Below are 24,418 nucleotides of genomic sequence, written 5' to 3'. Positions count from 1 at the left end.
CCGCCGACCCGGTCCGGCCCGGTCGCCGGTATCTTGACCGACATCGAGCCGTACTGCGGACGGAGGGCGGGTGCGGGTCCCCATCGCGCTGGTCGCGGGCGTGTTCGTCGTCCTCGTCGGGTTGGTCCTCGGGTGGCCGCCGCTGACCGTGCTGGCGGCCGGGGCGGCGGGCGCGGTGCTCACCCAGGTCGCTCGGTTGCTCTGGCGGCACTGGAAGCCGGTGATCGTCCTGCGGGTGGACCGCTCCGGCCTGGTCAGCGGCTTCCCCCGGGCGTACCGGGACCACCTGGCGAGCTCGGTGCGCTTCGTCGACCAGAAGGGCCTGCGCACGACCGGGTTCGCCAACCCCGAACTCGACGACGTCTACGTGGACGTCAGCGTGACCTACCTCGTGCCGCACCAGGCCGACGCCGGGATCGTGACCACCGAGCTGGCGGGCGCGACCCGCAGGCGCAGCATCGACGAGTTCCTGGACCAGCCGGAGGCGACGCTGCTGGCCGTGGTCGGCGCCCCGGGCAGCGGCAAGACCACCCTGCTGCGGCACACCGTGCGCGCCATCAGCCAGAACCCCAACCGCCGCCGTCCGGTCCCGGTCCTGCTCTACCTGCGCCAGCACGTCGACGCGATCGTGGAGGACAAGTCGGTCCTGCTGCCCGAACTCGTCCGGGACACCCTCGGTGAGCTGGCCGAGCGGGAGCCGACCGGCTGGTTCGGCGACCGGCTGGTGGCCGGGCAGTGCGTGATCCTGCTCGACGGTCTCGACGAGGTCGCCGGTCAGGAGCAGCGCCTGCTCATCGCGGACTGGGTCGAGCGGCAGGCCAACCAGTACCGGGGCAACGACTTCGTGGTCACCTCCCGGCTGGACGGGATTCTCAACGCGCCGCTCACCGGCGCCAAGGTGCTGCAGACCAGGCAGTTCACCCCCAAGCAGGTACGGCGGTTCGTCCTGCAGTGGTACGGGGCGGTGGAGCGGCTGAGCACCGGCGGCAGCGAGGAGGAGGTGGCCGCCCGCGCGCTTGAGGCGGGCGAGGACCTGCTGGACAAGCTGCGCGGCGCGCCCGGCCTGGCCGACTTCACCGCCAACCCGCTGCTGCTCACCATGATCGCCAACGTGCACCGGTTCCGCGGCGCGCTGCCGGGCAGCCGGGCGGACCTGTACCGCGAGATCTGCCAGGTGATGCTCTGGCGCAGGCAGGAGGCCAAGAAGCTCCCGGTCGGCCTGGCCGGTGAGAAGAAGGAACAGATGCTGCGCGCGCTGGCCTTCCGGATGATGACCGCAGGCGTCACCGAGCTGCGGCGCGAGGAGGTGCTGGCCGGGTTCACACCCGCCCTGCGCAAGCTGTCCACCCCGCTCACCGCGGAGGACATGCTGGCCGACGCCTCGTCCAACGGCCTGCTCGTTGAGCGCGAGGCCGGTCGATATGCGTTCGCGCACAAGACTTTCCAGGAATACTTGGCCGCCGCGCACATCCGCGAACACAAACTGGTCGACGAGCTTGTCTACCGGGTCGACGACGCGTACTGGGAGGAGACGACCCTCCTCTACACCGCCGAAGCCGACGCCGACGACATCATCCAGGCGTGCCTGGCGTCGGGATCGGCGAACGCGCTGTCGCTGGCCTACAAATGCCTGGAACAGGGCGACGCGCTGGCGCTGGAACCGGACCTGCGGCAAGAACTGGCCAACCTCCTCGACACCCAGCGCTTCGGACAGGCGACCGCACAACAACGCCGCGCCACCGCCACCATCCTGGCGAACCAGTACGTGACCGGCTGGTCGCACCCGCGCCAGGGCGTCCGGATCGCGGACAAGGCGGTCCCGGCCGCGCTCTACCGGCTGTTCGAACTCGAGGTCGGCATCACCACCGACACGACTGATGACCTGAATGGGATCTGCTCTGGGATGTCGGGGAGCCACGCTCGGGATTTCTGCCTGTGGTTCAACTCCCTGCTCGGCACCGACCAAACCTACCGCCTGCCGGGCAGTCGGGAAATGGCCGAACACCCTGTCGCCAGCCTCCTGGTGTGGACCTTCGACCAGACGATCGGCGTCTGGTCCCACCACGGCCAAGCCCACTTGGTGACCGAGAACGACCTGTGGGAGGTGTTGGTTCGCGACCTTGACACGCCCGCGGTGTTTTTGATGATGTTGCTTGAGGTGTACGCCGCCGCGAGCAACCCGCAGGCCACTTGGGACAGCGTCCGCCTGACGGCGAGGTTGCACACCGCGCTCATGGGACAGAAGCAAATCCTGCAAGACTCGTTCGCCGCTTTGGTGGGCATCGAGCTCTATTCGGAAGCCGAGGTGCTGCACCCGCTGCTGGGCGACCCGGCTATCGGTTTTGTCGATCTGTGGCGGTCCACGGGTAACGTGTTCGCCCCGGTGGTGCGGAAGTTCGCCTTGGACTCGGGGCTGACGGAGCTGCGGCAGGACAATGTCTCCGCGCGCGGCTTCAGCAAAGCGTGGATCGACCAGACCGGTTTCCCCGGGTGGACCGGCTGGGACGCGCCTCCCGAGGCGTTGGGTGAGTTGCTCGGCTCGGTACTGGACCAACTCGGCCATCACGGTGCGGACCTCTGGCGAACGCGGGCAATCGCCGTCTTGCGCGACCTCCTGCCCGTCCTGACATCCGACAAGCCCCGGGTCTACTCGCTCCAAGCCAAACAAGCACGGGTCGCCTGCTTGTTCTTATCCGCCGTCTTGCGCGGCGGCAAGGAGGACCTGGCAACCCGGCTCATTGATATCGCTGCCGGGATCACTTTGGTGGAGCGGCGGTTCAGTGGCGGGGTGCGGGCGGATGAGACGATCGTGTTGGTGGCGGACTGGTCGGCGGGCGAAGGCTGATCCTGCGGGGCGGACGTAAGCTTTGGCTGTGTCTCTTGACTTCCAGGCGCGGATTCGGCGGCCGTTGCCGCTGGCGGAGTTGGTGGTGGGTGCTCGCCGCGTCGCCGCTGATCTGCTCGGGCTGGCGGATGTTCCGGCGCTCGCGCTGGTGGCTGGGCGCAGGCGGGACCGGGGGCAGGTGGTCGATCCCGGTCGGCGGCTCGGCGAGGACGACCTCGGTTCGACCCTGATCGGCCCCGGCGTGCCGGATCCCCTGGTGGAGGTGGTCGACGAGGCGGGCACCGTGGTCGTCCTCATGCCCACGGTGGCGGGCGGCGGCGGCCTGGTGTTCAGTCCCGTCCGCAGGCCGGACGCCGTGCTGACCGCCCTGACCATGGCCCTGGCGGCGGCGATTGCCCGCGACGGTCGGTTCGTGGACGACGACCTGCAGTTGGCGGTCGCCGTGGGTGTCGAAGACGAAGATCCGGCCGCCTTGATCGCCGCCACCCGGCTGGGGCCCCGGTCGGGAACCCTCGCTGAGGCGACCGACACGTACCTCCGCCAGTTCGAACACCTCGCGGGCTGGCACCTGATCTGACCGTTCGGGCCACTGGGAACGTCCTCAAGGGCAGACTTCGCGCGACCGGTGGTGGCCGCACGAGTGCCGGGCCTACGGTGGCGCGGTGGACCGCCAACGGGGCGTCGCTGCGAGCCAGGTCGCCACGGCGGACAGGACCGCCAACGGCGTCCGAGCGCCGATGCGGGCGGTGACGGCCCTCCAGCGCGCGGCCGGGAACCGGGCGATCGCGGGCCTCATCGGCGGCGGCTCGGGCGGGGCGATCAAGCCCAGCACGTTCGCGGGCGATGTCGCGGCCTTGGCCCGGGGCATGGCCGGTGCGCACCAGCAAGCCGCAGGCGCGGCAGGCGCCCTGCTGACGGCGGCGCCCGCCCCCTCGGGTCTCCCCGTGACGCCGGAACCGGTTCTCGCCGAACCCTCGATACCGGCCGTCGCCGAGGTGGGCGCGGGAGTGCCGCCGGTCCCCGCGGGCGACGGGGACAGCCTGGCCACCGGGTCCACCACCGCGGGCCTGGCGACCCGGGAGCGGGCCGAGGGCGACGCCGTCGATGCCGCCGGTCGCGCCGCCGCGGGCCAGGCCGACGCACTACGGGTCGGCCCGATGGGCGCCTCCGCCGCGCTCGGCACCGTCGCCCGGGACCCGCTTCCGCCCATCGCCGCGCCCGCGCCCGAGCTGGCGGGCATCCCCACCATCGAGCCCGCGGTGGCCCGGGTGCTGGACGCAGGCTTCGGCGGCAGGCTCTCGGCGACGGCGGGCGCCGCTCAGCAAGAGCAGGAAGCGGCCGTCGCCCAGCACGCCCAGGTGACCGGCGACGCCCGCGCCGCGCATGACAGTGCCGTCGAGGCCGAGCAGGAGACGGTCGGCGGCGAGGCCCGAGCACTCGACGCCCGCACGACAGGCGAGGTCGACGCGCACAAACAGGCGTGGCGCACCGAGAGCGGCCACGCCGCCGCTGCGGGTCGCGCCGAGTTGGGGGCCTTGCGGGCGGGCGCGAGCGCCGATGTCGAGCAACAGGCAGGCGCGGCCAACGCCGAGGCCACCACGATCATGTCCAGCGCCCGGGGCGAAGCGGACCGGCAGGGCGGGACTCCACCGGGCGCGCCCGTGCAGCGTTCCCTGTGGGGGCGGATCAAGAGCGCGGCGAGCAGTGCCGTGGGGGCGGTGCGCTCGGGCCTGTCGGCCGTGGCGTCGGCGGCCCGGTCGGTACTGGACGCGGCCCTCAACCGGGTGCGGGGACTGTTCGACCGCGTCCGCCAGGCCATCGTCGACCGCGTCGGGCGGTTCGTTGCCGCCGCGCGCGAGATCGCGGGGCGGGTCGGTGCTCGCCTGGCGTCCGCCGCGCGCGCCGCCGTCGCGACCATCCGGCGGGTCGTGGCCGCGGCCAGGGCGACGTTGGGCAGGCTGGTCGACCGGCTGCGCGGGTTCGCGGCCGGGGTCCTGCGCTCGCTGTGGTCTGCGCTGCGGGCCGTGGGCGGCTGGCTGCGTGACCGGCTGACCGGCTTGGTCCGGGGCGTGATCGCGGCGGGCCGGGCCGTGCTGGCGTTCGCCGGGCGGGTGCGTGAGCTGCTGCGGATCACCGGTAACAAGGCCCTGTCCGGGCTCGTGCGGGCGGTGCGCGACCCGGGTGCTTTCGTCGCCCCGTACCGGGCCCAGGTCGGCGGCATGGTCGCCGCGGTGCCGGAGAAGTCGCACGAGATGTATGACCAGCACGTCGCGCCCCTGTTCGGCGGTGGCCAGGAGCAGGCAGCCGCCGTCCAGCGCACGGTCCAGCGCCAGGAAGCCACGCCCACACAGCAAGAAGGGGCACCCCCGTCGCACGCCGACATCCTCTGGGAGTTCCTGAAGGCGCGGCTGGCGTACCTCGGCGGTCACTGGGGCAGCGTGGTCCTGGACGCCCTGCTGGAGATCTTCGTGCCGTTCGTGTCGCTGTACCGGCACCTGCCGCCGATGCTCACCGCCGTCTGGCAGGCGCTCAAGGACCTGTTCGCCGGGCGGTTCAGCGACGCCGTCGACGCGGGCCTGAAAGCGGCCCGCGAGCTGATGGCCATCCTGTCGACGCTGTTCGCCCAGGTGTCGATCGCCGCCTTCATCGCCGGGTCGATCCTCGGCACCCCGATCGTCGGCGAGGGCGCGATGCTGGCCGTCGGCCTCACCCTGTTGGCCGCCGACGTGGTCCTCCAGGTGGCGAGCATCGCCAAGGCGTGGTCGAACCTGAGCCGACCCGGCCGCACGGTCGACCAACTCGGTGACGACTACGGCGTCATGGCCGACTCCGTGATCTCGCTCGGCATCACCCTCGCGCTGGTGCTCATCGCCGCCATCGGCCAGAAGCTCGGCAAGGTCCTGCTGGCCCGCTTCCCCAAGGCGGCGAGCGCGTTGGCGGCGATCCGCGAGCGGATCAAGCTCCGCGCCCGCACCGCCGTCGGGCTGCCGAACCCGCCGCCGACCACCCGCCCGGTCGTCGACACCCCCAAGGCGCCCGCCGTCGCGTCCCCGGAGGTCGGGTTCCCCGGTCGGGCCGGGCTGACCGCGGGCGAGCAGGCCGCGTTCGACCGGTTCATCGCGGGCAGGCGGGCCGCGGGGAAGCTCACCCCGGAGTTCGAGGCGAAGCTCAAGGCGATGACGCCGGACCAACTGCGCCGGGTGGCCGCGGCGGAGATGGGCAAACAGGCCGATGTGGAGGCGGCTCAGCAGGCGCGGGACCGGGCCAACGCCACCAACCAGTCGGACCCGCTCAACCCGGCCATGGCGAACGGGCCGCAGGACGTGGGCGGCAACGTGAGCATCCGCTACAACGAACGGCCACCGTCCAACGCCGAGATCACCCAGGCCCAGGGCGTCGCCCGGTCCACCGGCGAACCGGTCGAACTGTTCGGCGACGACTTCGGCGGCATCGACGGCACGATCGGCAAGCCACCGCGCCCGCTGCAACTCAAGGGACCGCCCCAGGCGGGCGCGGTCGGAGCCGCCAAGGTGTACGAGTCCGCCGTGGTCGCCCACGAGAAAGCGGTCAGGTTCGGTTTCCGCGACGTCGAAACCCACATCACCGCGCCCAACGTCACCCGGGCCGAGGTGGCCGCGAGGTTCGCCCGCCAGGGCAACCCGGCGGGCTACATAGGCGGCGGCGCCGTTCGCCGGGTCGTCGTCTACTGCAAGAACGGCGAGATCTACCTACCGCCCAGCACCCCCGTCGTCCCACCACCGGTCCACGTCGACACCGGCGACGACCAACGCACCCCGGTCACCACCGGCGCGACACCGCCTGGGTAGGCCGCTTCACCGGTCTGTTCCCGTGAGTTGGCGGTCGTCGGCGGGGTCTTCGTCCACCGGTAGCGGGCGGCCGCGTGGGGGGAAACGCAGGTGGCGGAGGTCGTCGAGGTCCGCGCCGACCACCATGGCCGTGATCTGTCCATTGAGGACCCAGGCGAAGTGGGCCACCGTCCCCGCCGGTACCGGCGCTGGGGAGAGCAGGACCCAGCCGCCGCGGTAGGGGACGAGGTTGCCGATGCCGTCGGGCAGTGTGATCACGCTGCCGCGTGCGGCGGCCGCTCGTAGGTGGGTCTCGATCACTCGGGTCCGGTGTGCCCCCAACGCGGCGATGCGGTCCAGCAGGGTTCGCCGTGGTCGCCCGGTCACCTCGGCCGCGACCTGCCAGTTGACGGTCAGCTCGTGGTCGACCCGGTTGAGGTGGTCGGGAAGTGCGGTGGGTGCGCGGCCCGCCGAGTCGCCCAGTGGCTCGGTGAAGGCGCTCGTCGCCTCTTCGTACTCGCGGACGATTCCGGCGGGCAGGTGTGTCGGCCCGGACTCGGGTCCGATGTGGTTGTTGGCGCTGTCGAACGGGACCGCGAAAATCTCGGTGGAGTCGGCGATGTCGGCCGCGGCGGCGAGTTGGTGCGTGCCGTTGAGCGGGTTGACGAGCAGCACCGTGCCCTTGTGGTTGACCAGGTTCCACGCGCGCACCGCACCGCTGTCGTGCTTGGTGACCACGATGGCGTCGGAGCCCGGCCCGCCGTGGGTGACCCGGTCGACCACCACGTCCAGCCCGGTTCGGCCGTAGAAGAAGAACTCCAGCGGGTGGTCGATCGCGGACTGGCCCTCGTGCTCGACGACGAGGTGTTCGCCTTGGTAGATCGAGTGGAACCGCCGGGCGGCCGCCAAACCGTCGGCCGCCGACGTACCACCGGTGCCGTTGACCCGGTCTGCCCAACCGCGCGGGTCCGCGTGCCGGGCGCTGGGCAGTGCCGCACCCACCTCCCCGGGTCGCGGTACCGGGACGACCGGGTGGTCGACCACGACCTCGTCGGACTCCAACCGGGCCTCCGCGACGGGTGGGCTGACCTCGACCTCGGTGATTGTGCTGGGCTGGGCCGGCCTCCCGGTGGTGTCGGCGTGCATGGCGGCCAGGTCGCGGATGTCGGCAGGGCGCTGGTTGTCCGGCAGGGCTTCGGTGAACGCCTCGATGTCGCCGCGGGCGACGCCCGGGGCGATGTGCAGGACGCGGCCCCGGTCGTCGGTGCGCGAACCGGTCTGGTCCGCGGGCGGCGCGGCAGGCTGGTCGCCCGCCCGGTGCACGACGAGACCGTCGTGGGTGGCGGTGTAGGTCAGCCCGGCGGGCAGGGTGACCCCGCCGCGCTCCCAGACGTCGGACAGGGTGATCAGACCCTCGCGCAGGGCGGTGGCCTCCCAGACGCGGACCAGGACGTCCTGGCGGGAGGTGATCCTCATCGTGGTCGACCCGAAGGCGTCGAACCCGGTGCGGGCCTCGCCCGGCGCGGCCGCCTTCCCGGCCGCGGTGGACACGTAGTACTCGGCGTCCACCCGGAACAGGTAGGACTCGCCCTCCTGCGTCACCAGCCCCACGCCGTATTCGGCGGTCGACGAGGTCTGTTGGCGGCCGATCCCGGTGTCCCCGCCGACCGCTGAGGCCACCGTCGTGGCGATCCCGGTGTCGGAGATCTGCGTGGACTGCGCCGCCACGGACAGGCCGCGCAACCGCGTGACCACCCGGGAGAAGCCGTGCACCTTGACGTCCTCGAGTTCCCGGGTGTGCGTGACGGGCCGCGCGTCCGGCCCCTGCGGCACCTTGGTGAAGGTGCCGGGCACCAGGCGGGCGCGGACTTGGAAGTCGAAGGTCTCCTCACCCAGCAGGCGTTTGGGCGCGAGGACTTCCCTGGCCGAGTAGGCGTCGCTGGTGAACATCGCCCACGCGCCGTGGTAGAGCGACTGGCCCGCGGTCAGCGTGTGCAGCACGGGTTCGGACGGTTCGCCCCGGTTCGTGAACCGCGACGGCTTGCCCGCCGCGGCGGTGACCACCTGGTTGATCGACTGCCCGGGGTCCAGCGGGGTCGCGCCGAGTTGGGCGTAGGCGGCGTCCCGGATGGCCCCGGTCGTGGTCGACCCGAGCCGCTCGATGTACCACATCGACGTCGGGTCGAGCACAGTCTGCTCGACACCGCCTGCGTCCAGCGGGTTGTGCCGGAACACGGTGAACGCGGGCGCCACATCGGGTCGGGCCAGCGGCGGTGACGTGTGCGCGGCAGGTGACACCAGGTGGACCGAGCCCGCCACCGGGACCGGCGGCGCGGCGTCGCCGAAGACCCGGTCGAAGTACCGGGCGGCGGTCAGCGTCACGGCATCGGTCACCGGCATCGGCCGCTGCCTGCGGGTGATCTCCACCTGGTAGGTGATGTCGTGGTTCGTCCGGTCGAGCGCGCTGTAGGTGACCGTCATCATCGGCCGCTTGGCGCCCGACCCCGGCAGCGTCTCGCTGGTCGCGGTCTGCTTGCCGATCGCGGTGGCCACGCCCAGCGTGGCCGCCGAACTCGGTTGGGTCGCGGTGCCGTCGCCCTGCAGGCCGATCGAGTACCCGCTCGCGCTGCTTTCCTGCCGCACCTTCGTGGCCCCGGAGTAGGTGTACTGCGTCAGCGAGTTGGGCACCAGCGCGTCGGCCGCCGGTCCTGCCCGCCCCGGCGTGCTGCCGGGCGCGGCCGGGACCGCGGTGATCCGCAGGTCGACGACGTCGGTGGTGAGGATGCCGTGTTCGGGCACCGAGATCGCCCGTTGACCGCCGAGCACGTCACGCAGGTTCACCCACTCGGCCGGGTTGGTGAACAGGCCGGTGAGCTGGTCGACGACCTTCTGCTGCCACGCGGCGTCGACGTCGAGCTCGGTCAGCCGGGCCCGCACCCCGGCCAGCGGGGCGTCGGTGCCGACCAGCTCGGACTTGATCACCGCCGCGGGTCCGTAGGCGAGGTAGCCCGCGCCGTCCGGCAGCAGTTGCTGCGAGCCCGGCACCGCGGTGGGCGCGGGCGTCGCGGCGGCCAAGAGGTTGGTGAGTTCGGCGGGTATCGGCTGCCCGAGCTCGGTCAGGATGGCCTCGGCGGTGCGCGCGGGCACCTCGACCAGGAACGCCTCCGGCTCGTCGACGGTCACCTGGATCGTCTCGGCCCGGTTGGTGCGCAGCAGCGTCTCGACGGCGAGGTCGCCGGTGAAGGTGAACCGGGCGTCCAGCGCCAGCAGCACCGTCGGGCCCGAGTAGTTGAAGATCTGCCGGGAGCCGGTGCTGAACTCGTTGACCGCGGTCTGGCCGCGGCGCAGGTTCCCGGCCACCTGCAGTTGGACCTGCCCACCGAAGTCGGACCTGCGCCTGGGCGCCGAGAAGAAGGTCAACGCCGCGTCCCCGCTGTGCTGGTGCGTGGTGGCGGAGCTGACCGGGTGGTCGCCGTCGGCGCGGCGGTGCAGGGTGTTGACCGTGCGCGTGTCGACCACCCGGGGCGACAAGAACTCCACCCGCCCGCTGATCGCCCCGCCCAGGGTGGTGAAGGTGCCGGGCGCCAGCAGCGGGTGCGGGCCGCTGACCTGGCCGTCGAGTCCGAGTACGGCGAACCCGCGGGCGCCGACCTGGGACACGAACTGGCGCATCACCGCGGCCGAGTCCGAGCCGGGTTTGCTCAGCGGGGACAGCCGGTACTGCAGGACCCGCGCGGACTCGCCGTTGAACCGGACCGACTCGGTGAGCTCGCGCTGACCCCATGATGGCCACAGGCCCGCTCCCGGCGGAGACACCCGGACAGCCGGGTCGGGCCGTCGTCCGCCCCCGCCCGGGTCTGCCAGGACCTTGATGCTCTTGGCGACCGCGATCTGCCCGGCCTCCACAAGCCGGGGGGTGGTGCGCGCGTGCACGATGGCCGCGACCGCGCCGAACATCGCCGGTCGCACGGCGCGGGCCTGGATGTGCTCCGGCAGCGGGGGCGGGGCGCCCACGTAGATGCCGGGTTCGAACCCCGGGGTCGACATCAGTGCCTGGTCGGCCCACGCCAACTTGTCGCCCGCCGTGGTCACCGCGACGGCCTCGGTCACCGTGGTCCGCCGGACCAGGTTGCTGTTCGGCGGCGACTGCCGGTGGTCCTGCCCCGGCTGGCCGACCTCCGCCGCGGTCGGCTCGATGAGCCGATCGGCCGCGCGCGGCCCACCGATCATCCGGCCGAAGAAGAGGGAATCCTGCAACCGGGTGGGCAGGGCGATCTCCCGGTGCGTCACCACCAGGTTGAGATCTCCGGTGAACCCGCGGTGCTCGCCGCCGTACGTGCTGTTGCGGCTGTCGCGGCCGTTGGACCCCAAGGTGGTGGTGATCGAGCGGGTCCACGAGCCCGCGAGGCTGAGCCGCGGCAGCAGGGCCGTCGGGCCACCGCCCGTGGCCGGTGCGTCGTCGAGCAGGTGGCGCACCTCGGCGCCGACACCGATCCGGATGTCCCGGCCCGCGTGGGCGATGACCTGCTGCTGCCGGGTCACCTGGTCCAGCGCGGTCGAGTTGGACTGCCCCGAGGGGTGGGTCTCGCGCGGCGGGACGATCGTGCTCTGGATGTCCAGCACGTGCAGGCGGTTGCCGGTCCGCCAGGTCACCGGGTGACCGCCGTGCAGCGAGTCGAAGATCGCCGCCACCGCCTTGGGGTGGTCGTCGAACATCTGCCGCACCGCCGCCTGGCCCACCGGGTCGAGGCCCTCGCTGATGAAGTCCACGATGCGCTGTTCGCCCGGGATGGCGAGGATGTCGTCGGTGCCGATCCGGTAGCCACCGCCCCCGCCGATCCGCTCGGTCACCGTGCTCGCCGCCAGGTGCTCGGGGACGGGCAGCCCGAGTTCCGCCGCGCGCGTCACCGACAGCGACACCAACCCGGACGCCGCGCCGCTGATGCTCTGTCCACTCGCGACAGTCACGGTGATCGGCCGGTGCATCCGGTACTCCAGCGTGGTCCGCACCGAGAAGCGCTCGACGGCGGCCTCGTTGCCCACGACCATGCCGCCGGAGCGCTGGGTGGAGAAATCGGCGGTGGCACCCACGAACCACCGCGTGGTGCCGTTGTCGTAACCCCCGCCGAACCCGACACCGGGGGCGAAGTCGCTGCCGGACAGCTCCACCCGGGTCGCGGTCGTCCCGGCGCGCTGCTCCAGCAGCCCACCCGACACCCCGACCAGCGACACCGCGAGCGGCCCGGCGGTGACCCGCACCGGCAGATCACCGATCCGCGTGCTCGCGTTGTCGTTGTCCGGCAACCGCAACAGGTCCGCCGACCCGAGGAACGACGCCACCTCGGTCCGGTGCGCCTGCCCGACCTGGCCCACCACGGCCCGGGTCAGCTCGTGCTCGACCCTGGTCTCCGCCTGACCGGCGAGCACCGCCCGGTTGTCGCTATCGGGGAGCTGGAACCGGACTCTGCGCCTGGTCGCCGGGGGAGTGGCGGCGGATTCGGTGGTGGTACCGGTGGGGACGTGGTCCGTCGGGGCCGGAGTGACCAGCGGGACGCGCAGCTCCACCGGTACGGAGGTCTGCGCCGAGTGGGTGCCGTGGTCGTCCGTGCCCAGCCGGGTCGCGGTGATCACGACGTCGGCCCGCACGATGGACCGGTCGCCGGTGCGTGCGTCGGGCCGGGTGGTGCTGTCCGCCACCACGACGCTGTCCACCCGGCGGGACACGACGGCAGGCGTGAAGCCTCCCCGCAGGAACGGCGTGAAATCGGTGACGTTCAACGGGACGCGGAGGGCGCGGTTGGCGGCCGAGGTGGCCGTGCGCGCGTCCTGGCGGTCGGCGCCCTCGACCTTGATGACGTCCGGCCGCGCATACCGCCGAGGGGCGTCCCACGCCTCCACGCGCGTGTCGTCCGGCGCCACAACCCTGCCCTGAAGCCACACCCGCGCCGACCCGTCGCCCACGGTGACCTCGTGGCCCTGGTTGACGATCGCGGCCATGTTGTCGCGCAGGGCGTCCGCCGCGACCCGGGTGAAGTCGTCGGCCGCTCCGAGATCGGTGTCGAACAGCTCGGTGGCGATACCGGCCAGTGGTTCCCGCCCGACCGCCTCCACACCGATCCGACTGGTGAAGGGCAGGCCGCGCAGCAGGGTCGTACCCCGCTCGATGGTGCCCTGGGCGGCGGCCGCCTGGGCCGCCGCGGCGTGATCACGCGCGGACGCCACCGCGATCGCCACCGACTCGGCGGACGTGGTCGCCAGGTCGAGCCCGCTTCGACCGGCGGCCACGTGTGCGGCGACGGTGTCCTCGGCGGCGTCCGACGGCAGCGCGGCGATGTCGCGGAGCGCGGAGCTCACCTGGTCGTGCGCGCCTTGGACGAGCTCGGTGGTCGAGTGGATCTCGGCCAGCGCCAGCGCCGCGTTCGCCGCGTGGGTGGCGGCGGTGGTCGCGGCCCCGGCGGCGGCGACGGCGGTGTCCATGGTGCGCCGCAACCCGTCCACCGTCGCGGCCAGTTCCTCCCGCCATTCGGTGACCATGCCCGCCACGTCGTGGGCGCCGTCCTCGGTCAGCCCGGCGATGAACTCGTCGTACCTGTCGAGGTGCGCCTGCAACGCGTCGAAGTCCGCCATGGCCTCCGTGGGCGACCGCAGCGCGCCTGACCTGTTCATCCCCGCCGCCGTCAACCCCTGGTCCAGCCTGCGCAACGCCGCCTCGGCGCCCGCCCCGGCCACCTCCGCCGCGTGCTCCGCCGCCGCGACTTCCGTCCGCACCGTCGTCACCGCCCGCCGAACGTCACTGACCCGCCCGGCGACCTGGTCCCGCAGTTGCCGCACGGTCTCGGTGACGTGCGCGGCCGCCGCGGGCACGCTTGGCGCGACCGAACTCGGCACACCGGCGTCGACCGGGGCGGTGCGCGTCGTCGGCAGACCACCGGCCGTGGCCGTCGCAGGGGCAGCCGTGGGTTCGGTGGTGACGCTGGTACCGGGCGCGACCGTCTTGGGTGCGTCGACCGTGGGTGTCTTCGCCGGGCTCGTCGGGGTTGTGGTCACCGGGGCGCTGGACTGACCACCGGCCGTCGCCGCCACGGGTGCGGCGCTGGGACTGCCCGTCTTGGGCGAGTTCTCGGCCCGCCACTCGGTGCCAGGCGCGCTGGTGATCGCCCGGGTGTCGATCAACCCACCGGAGGTTTCCGTTGTCGCGGTGGTGGATTCGACGCCCGCGACCGTGGTGGTCGGGGAGTCGACCGCGCGTTGTCCATTGGTGGCCGTCGATGAGGTGGCGGTCGGTCGGGTGTCCGGTTGGCCACTGACAGTTGTTGGTGCGGCGGCCTTGGTGGTGCCGGTCGGGCTCTGGGCGCTGCCGGGCGTGGACCCCGTGTTCGGGGTGGTGGTGGTGGCCTGGGGGGTCGTTTGGTAGGCGGTTGTCGCCGTCGCTGTGACGAGTGAGTGCGATGTGGTGTCGGCTGTTGTCCCAGTGGTTGTCGTTGTTGTTGTGGTGGTGGGGTGTGGGGTGTTGCCTGCTGGTGATCCGGTGGTTGTGGTCGTGGCGGTCGGCTGGTGGGTGCCGGGTGTGGCTGTCGTTGTGGTGGTCGGGGGCGGCGTGCTGACGGAGGTTGACCTGGTGCCCGGTGCGGTAGTGGTGGCCGCGGCGTTCGGGTGGCCGTTGGTGGTGGTTGTGCCTGGTGTTGCGGCGTTCGGAGTGGTTGTCGTCGCGTGGGTGTTCGGTCGGGCACCGGCGGCGGCCGTGACGGTCGTCGGGGTGGTGGGCGTTGCGGTTGTCCGGCCTGCGGGTTGCTCGGCGGTGATCGGGGTGGTCGTGATCCCGGTGAGCGGGGTCGGCGTGTGCGCCACCGTGTTCACCGGCAGACTCACCGGCAGTTGGACGTGCTCGTCGACGAGATGCGCCGGGGTGCCATGGGGTCCGCTGTGGACAGTTGGGCCGCCCGCGGGGTGCAGTGCCGGTGCGTGCCCGGTGCCCGCGTGCCGGATGGAGCGGCCCGCGGCGCCGCCCATGCCCGAGATGCCACCGGAGGTCGCCGAGAAGACGTTCATGCTGAACTCACCGGTGGTGAGGAAGTTGTAGAGCGTCTCGGTGAAGACCTCGTGGAAGGCTTCCACCCCGATCTCGGAGACGAGTTCGGGGACGGTGTGTGCCCAGCCGGGCATGGATTTGGCGAACTTGGCGAACTTGGACAGCACGGATTCGACGCCCTGGGCGGCCAGGTGGCTCAGCATCTCGCCGACGCCTGCCAGTGGGATCATCAGCACACCGCCGAGCGCGCCGACGCCGAGGGCGTTGGTGGTGTAGCCGGTGTTCCACTGGTAGCGGGTGCCCATGGCGAACTGCATGCCCTGCGCCACCGCGTCGATGACGACCTGGAACGCCATGCCGATCATCTCGGCCTGGGCGAAGCGCAGCGCCAGCCTGCCCAGTGCCGTCCGCAGCAGCATCCGCACGAACGCGACCCGTTCGGCGATCCAGGCGATGCTCGCCCCGCCGGTCTCGGCCGCGACCGAGACCGCCCAGGCGATCTCCACGATCAGCGCGATCAGGCTGAGCACCGAGACGAGCTTGATGTACTCGACGTCCACGGCCAGGTCGTGCAGGTATTTCGCGAGGCCGTGGAACTGTTCCGCGGCGGCGGCGATGTAGTTGTCCGATCCTTCGACGAACGGTGACATCTTGGCGGCGAAGGCCTGTTCGGTCGCGCCGTTGAAGGTCGACCTGATGGCGACGACGGCCTTGAGCAGTTCCGGCGCCAACTCGCCGGAGAGCCGGTTCGCGGCGGTCTCCCACGCCTCGGCCAACGCGTGCAGCCGATCCTCGTTCGCGTCCGGCCACTCCTCGCCGGTGATCACGAGGAACATCCTGCGCACGTCGTCGGGAACCATCATGGCCATCGTGGTGGTTCTTTCTCGGTCCGCCTCGGATCGATCCGAGACCCTGGTCCGCCTGGTTCGGGCCCGCCCGGCCCACCGCGCGCGGTAGCCGGACCAGGAGTCATGGCCGCGAACGTAAAGCCTCTTCCCCGGGTCCCGAAACAGGACTGTAGATGAACAGAGGCTGAACTTCTTATGGCAACCCGACCGTTGCGCCGTTTGGTCTAGACCAGCCTATCGGCCAAAATGGACAACTCGGTCAGATCGACCATACCGTCCCGAGTTCGCGCTCGGCGCGGTCCTAATCGGACTCCAGTCCGCCCTGATCGGGTGGGGTGGTCGGCAGTGGACGGCCGCGCGGGGGGAACTTGAGGTGCCGGAGGTCGTTGAGGTTGGGGTCGACGACCATCGCGGTGATGCTGCCGTTGAGGACGGTGGCGGCGAGTTGGGCGACTCGGCCCGCGTCGGCCGGGGTGTGCGAGAGCAGGACCCAGCCCCCGCGATACGGCACCAGCAGCCCCTCGTGGTCGGGAAGCTCGATGACGGTGCCACGTTCGGCGGCGGCCCGGACGTGGTGGGCGATGACCCGCTGGCGGTGTTGACCGAGCGCGGCGATGCGGCGGGCGACCGGGGAACGCGAGGAGGCGCCGAGGTCGAGGTTGGCGCCCCGCGCGTCGTGCAGTTCGAGGTCGACGCGTTCGAGGTGCGCGAGCCAGTTCGGCGAATCGTCGTCGGCGAGGACGTCGAACTCGTGGGCGATGCCTGCCGGGAGGTCTGTCCCGCCGACGCGGTGGTTGTCGGCGTTGAGGACGATCGCGTGCACGAGGCCGAGGTCGGGGATCGCGTCGGGGCCTGCCGGGCGGCTCGTGTCGAGATGGGGGTCGACGAGCAGGATCTGGTTGTGGTGGTTGACCAGGTTCCAGCCGTGCCGGGAGCCGTCGGGCAGCCTGCCGAACACCAGGGCGGCGGAGCCGTGACCGGCGAGGGTGACCCGGTCTATCAGCGCACTCAAAGCCTGGGCGCCGGATCCCATGTACTCCAGCGGGTGCTGGGTCCAGTCCGCTCGGGCTGTGTTGTAGTCCGAGTGGTACGCGAGCACGGCGTCCACGCTGTTGGTCGGGGCGTCGGCCAGGTCGTCGTGTCGCGGCAACGCCTCTTCCGGCCCCGGGACATCGCTGATCAACTCCGGGTTGGTCCCGGCCGTACCGCTGATCGGCGTGGTGCCGGTGGGTGTCGTCGCGGCAGGCCGTGCCGCCGGGCGTGGTGGGGTGATCGGACCCGATCCCAGTTCGTACGCCGGCAGCGGGATGGCCGCCCAGGTGCCGTGCGCGGCACCCATGGCGTAGGCAGTGGTTGGCCGTGTGCGCAGTGGCAGGCCGCGCACCAGTTCGACGACCGCCGCGCGGGGCACGTTCGGTCCAACGTAGAGCGTCCGGCCGTCCGGTCGGCGTTGCTCGGGGGGTTTGGGTGCCTGCTCGCCCTTCAGGTGCAGGATGACGCCGTCGCCCGTGAACGCGTACGTCAGGCCCACGGGTACCTTCACCCCCGCGTACCGCCAGATATCGGCGAGGCTGAGCAGACCCAGGTTCAGCGCGTCGGGCTCCCAGACGCGGATCCGGATGTCCTGGTGGCTGCTGACCCGCGTCGTCGTCGTGGTCGTTGCCGGGGTGTCCAGGTAAAATTCCGCGTCCACCGAGAACAGGTAGGACGGGCCGCTCTGCCGCAGGTCGCGCCCCTGACTGCCCGGCACCTCCCGGCTGTGCTCGACGGTGCTCGCGCCCGGCACCGGTTCCATCAGGGTGAACGTGGTCGAGCGCAGTTGGGCGTGTATCCGCACCCCCAGGGGTTCCCCGGTCCCCGGGACGCGGTCGACCCCCGTGGACCCGCCGGTGAACAGGTTCCAGGCGGCCGTGCGCAACGCCGGGCCGGTGGTCAGCTTCTGGACGGCCAGTTCGGACGGTGTGCCCGGCTCGGTGTACCGCGAGGTCAGCCGCGCGGCGGCGGTCACCTGCTGCGCGGACGGGTGTTGATCGGTCAGCGGCGTCCGGCCCAGTTGGGCGTAGAGGGCGTTCGCGATGGCCGTGGTCGTGGCCGACCCGATGGCCACGACGCTCCACATGGCATCCGGGTCGAGCACGTGTCGATCGGCACTCCGTGTGGTCAACGGGTTACGGTCGAGCACGGTCACGGTGGGGGAACGGTCCGGCTTGGGCATCGGCGGTGACGTCTTCACGTCCGGGGACGTCAGGCCGACCGTGCCGCGTAACAGCACAGACCTGACCGCCGCGGCGCGGTTCGCGTTGCCCGCCACGGTCAGGGTGAGGGGGCTGACCGGCGAGGTCGGCACGTGCCTGCGGGTGATCGTCAGGTTGTAGACCAACTGGCGCTGGGCGACGTCGACCGAGGGGTACGTGTCGGTGAACCGGGTCCGCGCACCCGCCCGGGAGCCGGTGACCGAACCACCCCACCCGCCGACCGACACAGTCAGGTCGGCTTGCCCGATCGGGGCGAGATCCGCCGCGGTGGTGCGCGTCGCGCTGACCCGGATGTCGACCACCTCGGTCACGTGCGTGCCCGAGCCGGGCACCGACAGCGCGTGCACCCCGCCGAGTGCCTCGGTGAGGTTCACCCGCTCGGCCGGGTTGTGGAACAGGCGGTCGACCCGTTCCACGACATCGTCCGCCCACTCGCCGGTGACCCCCAGTTCGGTCAGCCGGGTGAACACCTTCCCGTGCCAGCCGCTCAGGTCCAACTGCGAGTTCGACACCACCGTCGGCCCGTACGCGACGTAACCGGAGCGGTCCGGCAGCAACTGCTGGGTTTCCCCCGACCGCGTCGGTGTCTTGCGGTCGAGGTGGATCGGGGCCATCGCGGGCTGGGGCAGCCCGGTCTCGGTGAACATCTCCACCGCGGTGTGCAAGGGCAGTTGGACGAGGACGGCCTCCGGCTCGTCCACGGTCACCTGCACCGAGTCGGACTCCGTGTTGATCCCGGCCACCCGCGTGGCGATGTCGCCGGTGAAGGTGTAGCGGGCGTCCAACGCGATGAACGCGGTTGGGCCCCGGTAGTCGAGTTCGTGGTGGGAGCCCGGCGTGGGCTCGACCGTCGCCGACCCGGCGCCGTCGACGCGCGTGTGGGCTTCCGACGTGTGCCGCAGGAACCCGTCGACCCGGATGTCGACCAAGCGCGGCGACAGGTACCGCACCCGAACGTCGAGCACCCCGCCCATGTCGTCGACCTGGCCCATCGCCGTCAACTGCGGCAGATCGAGCCTGCTGTCGATCCCGTGCAGCGCTAGGACCCGGGCGCCGGACCGGGACGCGAGCCCACGCACCTGCTCGTTCGAGGCCGAACCGGGCTTGGTCAGCGGCGACAACCGGTAACGCAGCAGCCGCCCGGGGGTGCCTTCGGACCGTGTGGACTCGACGAGTTCGCGTTCCCCCCACGAGGGCAGGTCCGATCCCGGCGACATCGCCCGGTAGCGCACCCGCCCGTCCTGGTTGTCCATTGTGGACTCTTTGTCGGACTGCTCCCGCAGTGACGATCGTCGGGTCGGCACGGGCGATGACGGCGGCCCATCCGCGTCCGGGTGCCGCCGCCACGACGGCCACCGATCCGTCCCCGGCACCACCAGCTCGCCGTCCGAACCGGAACGCCGCAACCAACGCGGCCGCCCGGCCGTCGCCTCGACGCGGGTGGCCAACGCGATGCGCGGGGCCTCCACCATGGCGGGCGACATCCGGACGTGCTCGACGTTGGCGAACACCCCGAACATGTCCATGGTGACCTCGTGCGCGCTGACCTGTTCGGACAGTGGGGGCGGCTCACCCACGTAGAGACCGGGGGAGAAGCCGGGGGTCGCCACGGGTGGTCGGTCAGCCCACACCAGCTTGTCGGCCGCCGTGGACACGACGACCGCCCTGGGCACCGTCATCGCGCGCAGGTCGTGGCGCCAGTTGGGGGAGGCGGCGCTCTCGCGCGCCGCGGCGACGTCCGCCGCGGTCGGCTCAACCAGCCGGAAGCGCTCGGTCGAACCGTCGAACAGGGTGGGGCGGACCACCCGCGACCCCACGATCTCGCGGCGCACCACCACCAGTTCCAGATCACCGGTGAACCCGTGGTGCACACCGGGGAACCCCGAGACGCGGGTGGCGGCGCTGATCGCGGAAACGCCGGTGCCGTCCCAGTACGCGACATGGTCCCGCGCGATCGAATCTGCTTGCGGCGAGAGAAAAGTCCGCCGGGGCGGGGTGATGACGCCGTGCACCTCCAGCACGACGGTGCGCTCATCGGCCGTCCGCCAAGTGAACTCCAGACCGCCGTGCAGGGCGTCGTACAGGGCGGACGCGGCGCGAGTCCGATCGGCGAACGCCTTCCCCACCTCCGCTCGGCCCGTCAGGTCCAGGTCCTCGGCGACGAAGGCCGCGATCCGCTTACGGCCGGGCACGTCGAGGATGGCGTCGGTCCCGATCCGGTAGCGGCCGCCCCCGCCGATGCGCTTGTCGACGTTGCCCGGCGAGATGTGGGGGTACATCGGCAGGCCCACCCGGGCCGCCTCGAGCACCGGCAGCGCGGTCAACCCGTACACCCGCCCGACGAGGTCCGGCCGCCCGGCGACGGCCACCGTCACCTCTCGGGACGTCCAGTAGGTCATCGTGGCATCGACCGCGCCGTGGGTCACCGCGGTCTGGCTGCCGTGCGGCGCGCCGCGCAGGGCATCGTCGGATGGCTCCACCGCGGGTGGTGCCACCACCCCGGTCGATGAGCCGATCAGGCTTACCGTGACCGGGCCACTGGTCGTCCGCACGACAGTCCCGCCGAACCGGCGGCTGAGCCCGCTGCCCTCGGGCAACCGCAACACCTCGCCCGTGCGCAGCCAGGCCGACAGGTCCACCAGGTGTTCGCCGCCCACGGACCCCGCCAACCGCCGGAGAAGTTGGGAGTCGGCGCTGATGTCCACCTGTTCGGTGAGCTTCGCCAGCACGGGCGCGGGCACCGGCCCGGTCGGGGCGCCGGGCGGCTCGTACACCATGGACATCGGTATGCCCAGCTCGGGCACGCGCAACCGGGTGTCCATGACCGCGATCCGCGACGCCCGGCCCTGGTCCACCCGGGACAGGGTGATCTCCAGCCGCACGTCCACCAGCGACCGGTCGCCACGGCGCACCGCCCGGCCCCCGGAGGGGATCGTGCCCGAGTCCGGGCGGATGTCCGTGGGCACGCTGATCCGGCCCGTCAACCAGAACGACACCGGATCGGTCGAGGTGAGCAGGCGCAGCAGGTAGCCGCCGTCGAGGATCACCGGCAGCCGGGTCCGGATGGCCGTCGTCAACGTCCGCGCGAGTGCGGACGTCCGCTCCAGGCTCGTGGCCAGACCCATGACCGCCCTGGCCAACGGTGCCACGTCGACCCGCACCACCTCGACGCGGTCGCCCACCGGCAGGCCGCGCAGCAGGACCACGCTCCGCTCGACATCGTTGTGGCTCAACGCCACGGCATCAGTGGCCGCGCCCCTGACTTGCGTGTACGCCTTCCTGGCCCGCCGGTACTCGACGATGGCGTCGTGGGCGGCCTCCAAGCTCGTCTTGACGTGCCGCTCGACGTGGGTGTCCCACGTGGCCCGGTCAGTGGCGGGAGGCAGCGCCGCCAGGTCGGCACGCGCCTTGGTCACGTCCTTCTCGTCCCGCCGCACCCACGCCTTCGACGGCCCGGAGTCGGCGTGTGCCGCGTGGGCGGCGTCGGACGCGGCCTTCACCGCCAACGTCCGTCGAGCCGCGTCGGCGGTACTGGCGGCGGAATCCGCCTTGCGACGCAAGTCGGCCAACTCCGCCCACGCGGTGTCCCGGTCGTGGGTGAGCAAGGTCAGGGACTCGTTGCCGTTGACCGCCGCGACGGACATCCGGTCCCGCGTCGCCGCGTCGGCCGTCTCGCTCGCTCGGGCTATCTTGGCCAACCTCGCCTTGAGGCTGTCGATGCGCGTGTCGTAGTCGACCAACGCCTGCTCGCGCGACGCGATCCCGGCGAGCACGTCGGGCAGCGCCTGTCCGCCCAGGTCCTCGTAGAACCCGGTTAGCTGCTCGGTCGCGTCCATCGCCACGAACGCTTCCGCGGCCTCGATGATCCCAGGTCTGGACCAGCCGAGCTGCCGGGCCGCGCTGCTCAACGACGCGGCCACCTCCAGGTAGCCGTCCACAGCGGCCAGCGCCTCGCCGGGTGCGCCCACCTCGGACGCGAAGGAGATGTGGTGCCCAGTCGGACCCACCGCGATCGTCTGGATCTTGCCGACGAGCTTGGGGTCACGCGGTCCCTTCGCCGAATCCCACCACTTCCCGGACTGGCCGTCCACGTGGTACACGACGCCGTCCTGGTTGAGCAGGTTCCACGCGTGGGAAATGTCCGCCCCCGCCAGGGAGCGAACCACCATGGCCGACGACCCAGGGCCTTCTGCCAGCAGCCTGCGCGCCACCCGGTCGATCGCGGGGGAGCCGTAGCCGACGACCTCCACATCGAATCCGGCGCGATCCCGCAGCTCATCGATCTTTCCCTGTTGGGGCTCGGCGGTGGTGGGAGATCCCCACCAGGTGTCCAAGACCGCCGTGCTCGTGTAGACACAGTTGAGTGTCCCCTGGACAGTGTTGATCTGCGGTAGCCACGTGCGGAAGTCGACGAACCGCTGCCCGGTCAGCGCCGCGAGCACCGGATCGGCGGTCGCCGGGCGCACCACCGGGCTGAACGTCTTCGCCGCGGTCCGCTGCTCGGTCGCGTCCACCCTGGTCGACTCAGGCTGCGTGGTCCTCGCAGCACGTGCGTGGACCGGCGAGGCAGTGTTCGCCGTTGTGCTCGGGACCGAGTCCATCCCCACCGCGGGTGCGACCGTCCCGGGCCGGGTGTCGCCGGAGAACTCGGCCGCGCCGACCTGCCCGCGCGGCCCATCCTGGACGGCGCCGATCGCCACCGCCTCCATCCGCCCGCCGCCGTTACCGGCCTCCGGCACGACGAATTCCGTCGCGCCCGGCACGGTCGTCAACGCCCGCACCGGACTGCTCGGCTGATCGGTCCACTGTGTACCCAACTCCACCCGCGCCGCGCGATTGCTCGCGTCAGCGGCCATCGAGCTCGCCTGATTCGCGGCGGTGGTCGGTGCGGGCGCCTTGGCGCGGGCGGCAACGGGTGTGATGGTGCTCGCCTGCATGCTGCCGGTGACCAGGTGCGGGTCGACAGGCGGCGCGGCCACGATCGTCGTGTCCTGCAGCCGGGGAACAGGCACCTTGTGGTCCATTGTGGATATCTCGTGGTGTCCACTGTGGATCTGCGGCACGACGGCCAGGTGACCGGTTCCCCGGTGCCGGACGGCTCGCCCGGCGGCGCCACCCGCACCGGAGAAACCGCCGGAGGTCGCGGAGAACACGTTCATGCTGAACTCGCCGGTGGTCAGGAAGTTGTAGAGGGTCTCGGTGAACACCTCGTGGAACGCCTCAACCCCGATCTCCGACACCAACTCCGGCACCGTGTGCGCCCACGCCGGAATGGTCTTCGCGAACTTGGCGAATTTGGCCACAACGGACTCGACCCCCTGCGCCGCCGCCCGCGCCAGCACCTCCCCAACGGCGGACAACGGGAGCATCAACACGCCACCCAGCGCACCCACGGCGAGCGCCGTGGTCGTGTAGCCGGTGTTCCAGGTGTGTCGGGTGCCCATCGCGAACTGCACCCCCTGCGCGATGACGTCGATGACCGCCTGGAACGCCATACCCACCAGCTCGGCCTGCGCCAACCGCAACGCCAACCGCCCCAACGCCGACTTGAGCAGGTACCGCACCAGCGCCACCCGCTGCGCCAGCCACACCATGCTCGCCCCACCGGTCTCCGCCGCCGCGGCCGCCGCCCACCCGATCTCCACCGCGAGGGCCACCAGGCTCAACACGGACACCAGCTTGACGTACTCCACGTCAACAGCCAGGTCGTGCAGGTACTGCGCCAACCCGTGAAACTGCCCCGCCGCCGCGTCGACGTAGTTGTCCGCCCCCTCCACGAACGGCGCCACCCGCCCCGCGAACGCCAGCTCCGCCTCCCCCGAAAACGTCGACCGGATCGCCCCCACCGCCCGCCGCAACTCCGGCCCCAACTCCCCCGAAAGCCGCCGCCCCGCCGTCTCCCAGGCCTCCGCCAACCCGTGCAGCCTGCCCTCGTCCGCGTCCGGCCACTCCTCCCCGGTGATGACCAGGAACAACCGGCGCACGTCATCGGGAACCATCATCGCCACCGGAGCCCCACCGCCCCCCACACACAGTCCATCCGAGACCCCGGTCCGCCTACCCCCGGCACCCCACCCCCGCCACCCCAACCCCACCCAGCGGAACCCACGATCGCGAAACCTAGACCACCCCCACCCCCCAACCACAATTCGAGATGAACACCACACCAACCCCGACAACAGTCAGGCGCCGACCGGGCGACGTCACCCCAGTCGAGGCCCTCGCGTCCTGCCGCATCCCGGACGTGAACTCGGCGAGCGCAGCGCCTTGCGCGGTCAGCCGCTAGGCCACCGTCGACCACGTCCAAGTTGGGCAGGACCAAGACCAGCAAAGGGTCTCTGAAATGGATTCACTGACGCGCTTCCGCATCGGTTTCGATCAGGTACCGCTCGATCGCTTGGACGAACGAACTGGTGCCCCTGCCCTGGGGTGGTCGCCAACCGGGACCGTGGGTTGCGGCAGACCGATGGGGGCCGGTACCGCCAGGTTTCGTCTCCTCGGCGCGGTGGACGACCCGTCGTGGCCGCTCTGGTAGACCCCCAGGATGGGCAGTGCGTCACCTTGCCGTTGACTTCGGCCGGTCTGCGGCCGCCATGCGGGTCGATCACCATGTCGCAGGCGTACGGCTAGTTTGT

5 protein-coding genes are annotated in these 24,418 nt (G+C 71.6%); 3 read left to right on the top strand and 2 right to left on the bottom strand.

All coding sequences use genetic code 11. The features are described 5' to 3' along the window. Positions 1 to 70 precede the first annotated feature (70 nt). The 3 genes from H504_RS38775 to H504_RS35580 all read left to right on the top strand — a co-directional run bounded on the left by H504_RS38775 (position 71) and on the right by H504_RS35580 (position 6,672). Positions 71 to 2,845, top strand: a complete 2,775-nt coding sequence (locus tag H504_RS38775) for an NACHT domain-containing protein (RefSeq protein WP_051385965.1) — start codon at positions 71 to 73, stop codon at positions 2,843 to 2,845. A 28-nt stretch (positions 2,846 to 2,873) separates the two neighbouring features. Continuing rightward, positions 2,874 to 3,422, top strand: coding sequence for a hypothetical protein (locus H504_RS0117095; RefSeq protein WP_026423764.1), 549 nt, complete (start codon positions 2,874 to 2,876; stop codon positions 3,420 to 3,422). A gap of 85 nt (positions 3,423 to 3,507) precedes the next feature. Next, complete coding sequence (locus H504_RS35580) at positions 3,508 to 6,672, top strand: coiled-coil domain-containing protein (RefSeq protein WP_084467822.1); 3,165 nt, start codon at positions 3,508 to 3,510, stop codon at positions 6,670 to 6,672. A 6-nt stretch (positions 6,673 to 6,678) separates the two neighbouring features. Here the strand turns inward: H504_RS35580 and H504_RS0117085 are convergent, their stop codons facing one another. Together H504_RS0117085 and H504_RS0117080 are read right to left on the bottom strand one after the other, a co-directional pair. Then, positions 6,679 to 15,540, bottom strand: coding sequence for a WXG100-like domain-containing protein (locus H504_RS0117085; RefSeq protein WP_157440481.1), 8,862 nt, complete (start codon positions 15,538 to 15,540; stop codon positions 6,679 to 6,681). Between the two features lie 289 nt (positions 15,541 to 15,829). Continuing rightward, on the bottom strand, positions 15,830 to 23,782 hold the full coding sequence (locus tag H504_RS0117080) for a toxin glutamine deamidase domain-containing protein (RefSeq protein WP_157440480.1): 7,953 nt from the start codon (positions 23,780 to 23,782) through the stop codon (positions 15,830 to 15,832). Between the last annotated feature and the right edge of the window lie 636 nt (positions 23,783 to 24,418).

This window comes from Actinokineospora inagensis DSM 44258 (genome assembly GCF_000482865.1).
Classification (GTDB): Bacteria; Actinomycetota; Actinomycetes; order Mycobacteriales; family Pseudonocardiaceae; genus Actinokineospora; species Actinokineospora inagensis.
Note: the sequence above shows the minus strand (reverse complement) of the source record. Positions and strands in the feature narration are given on the sequence as shown.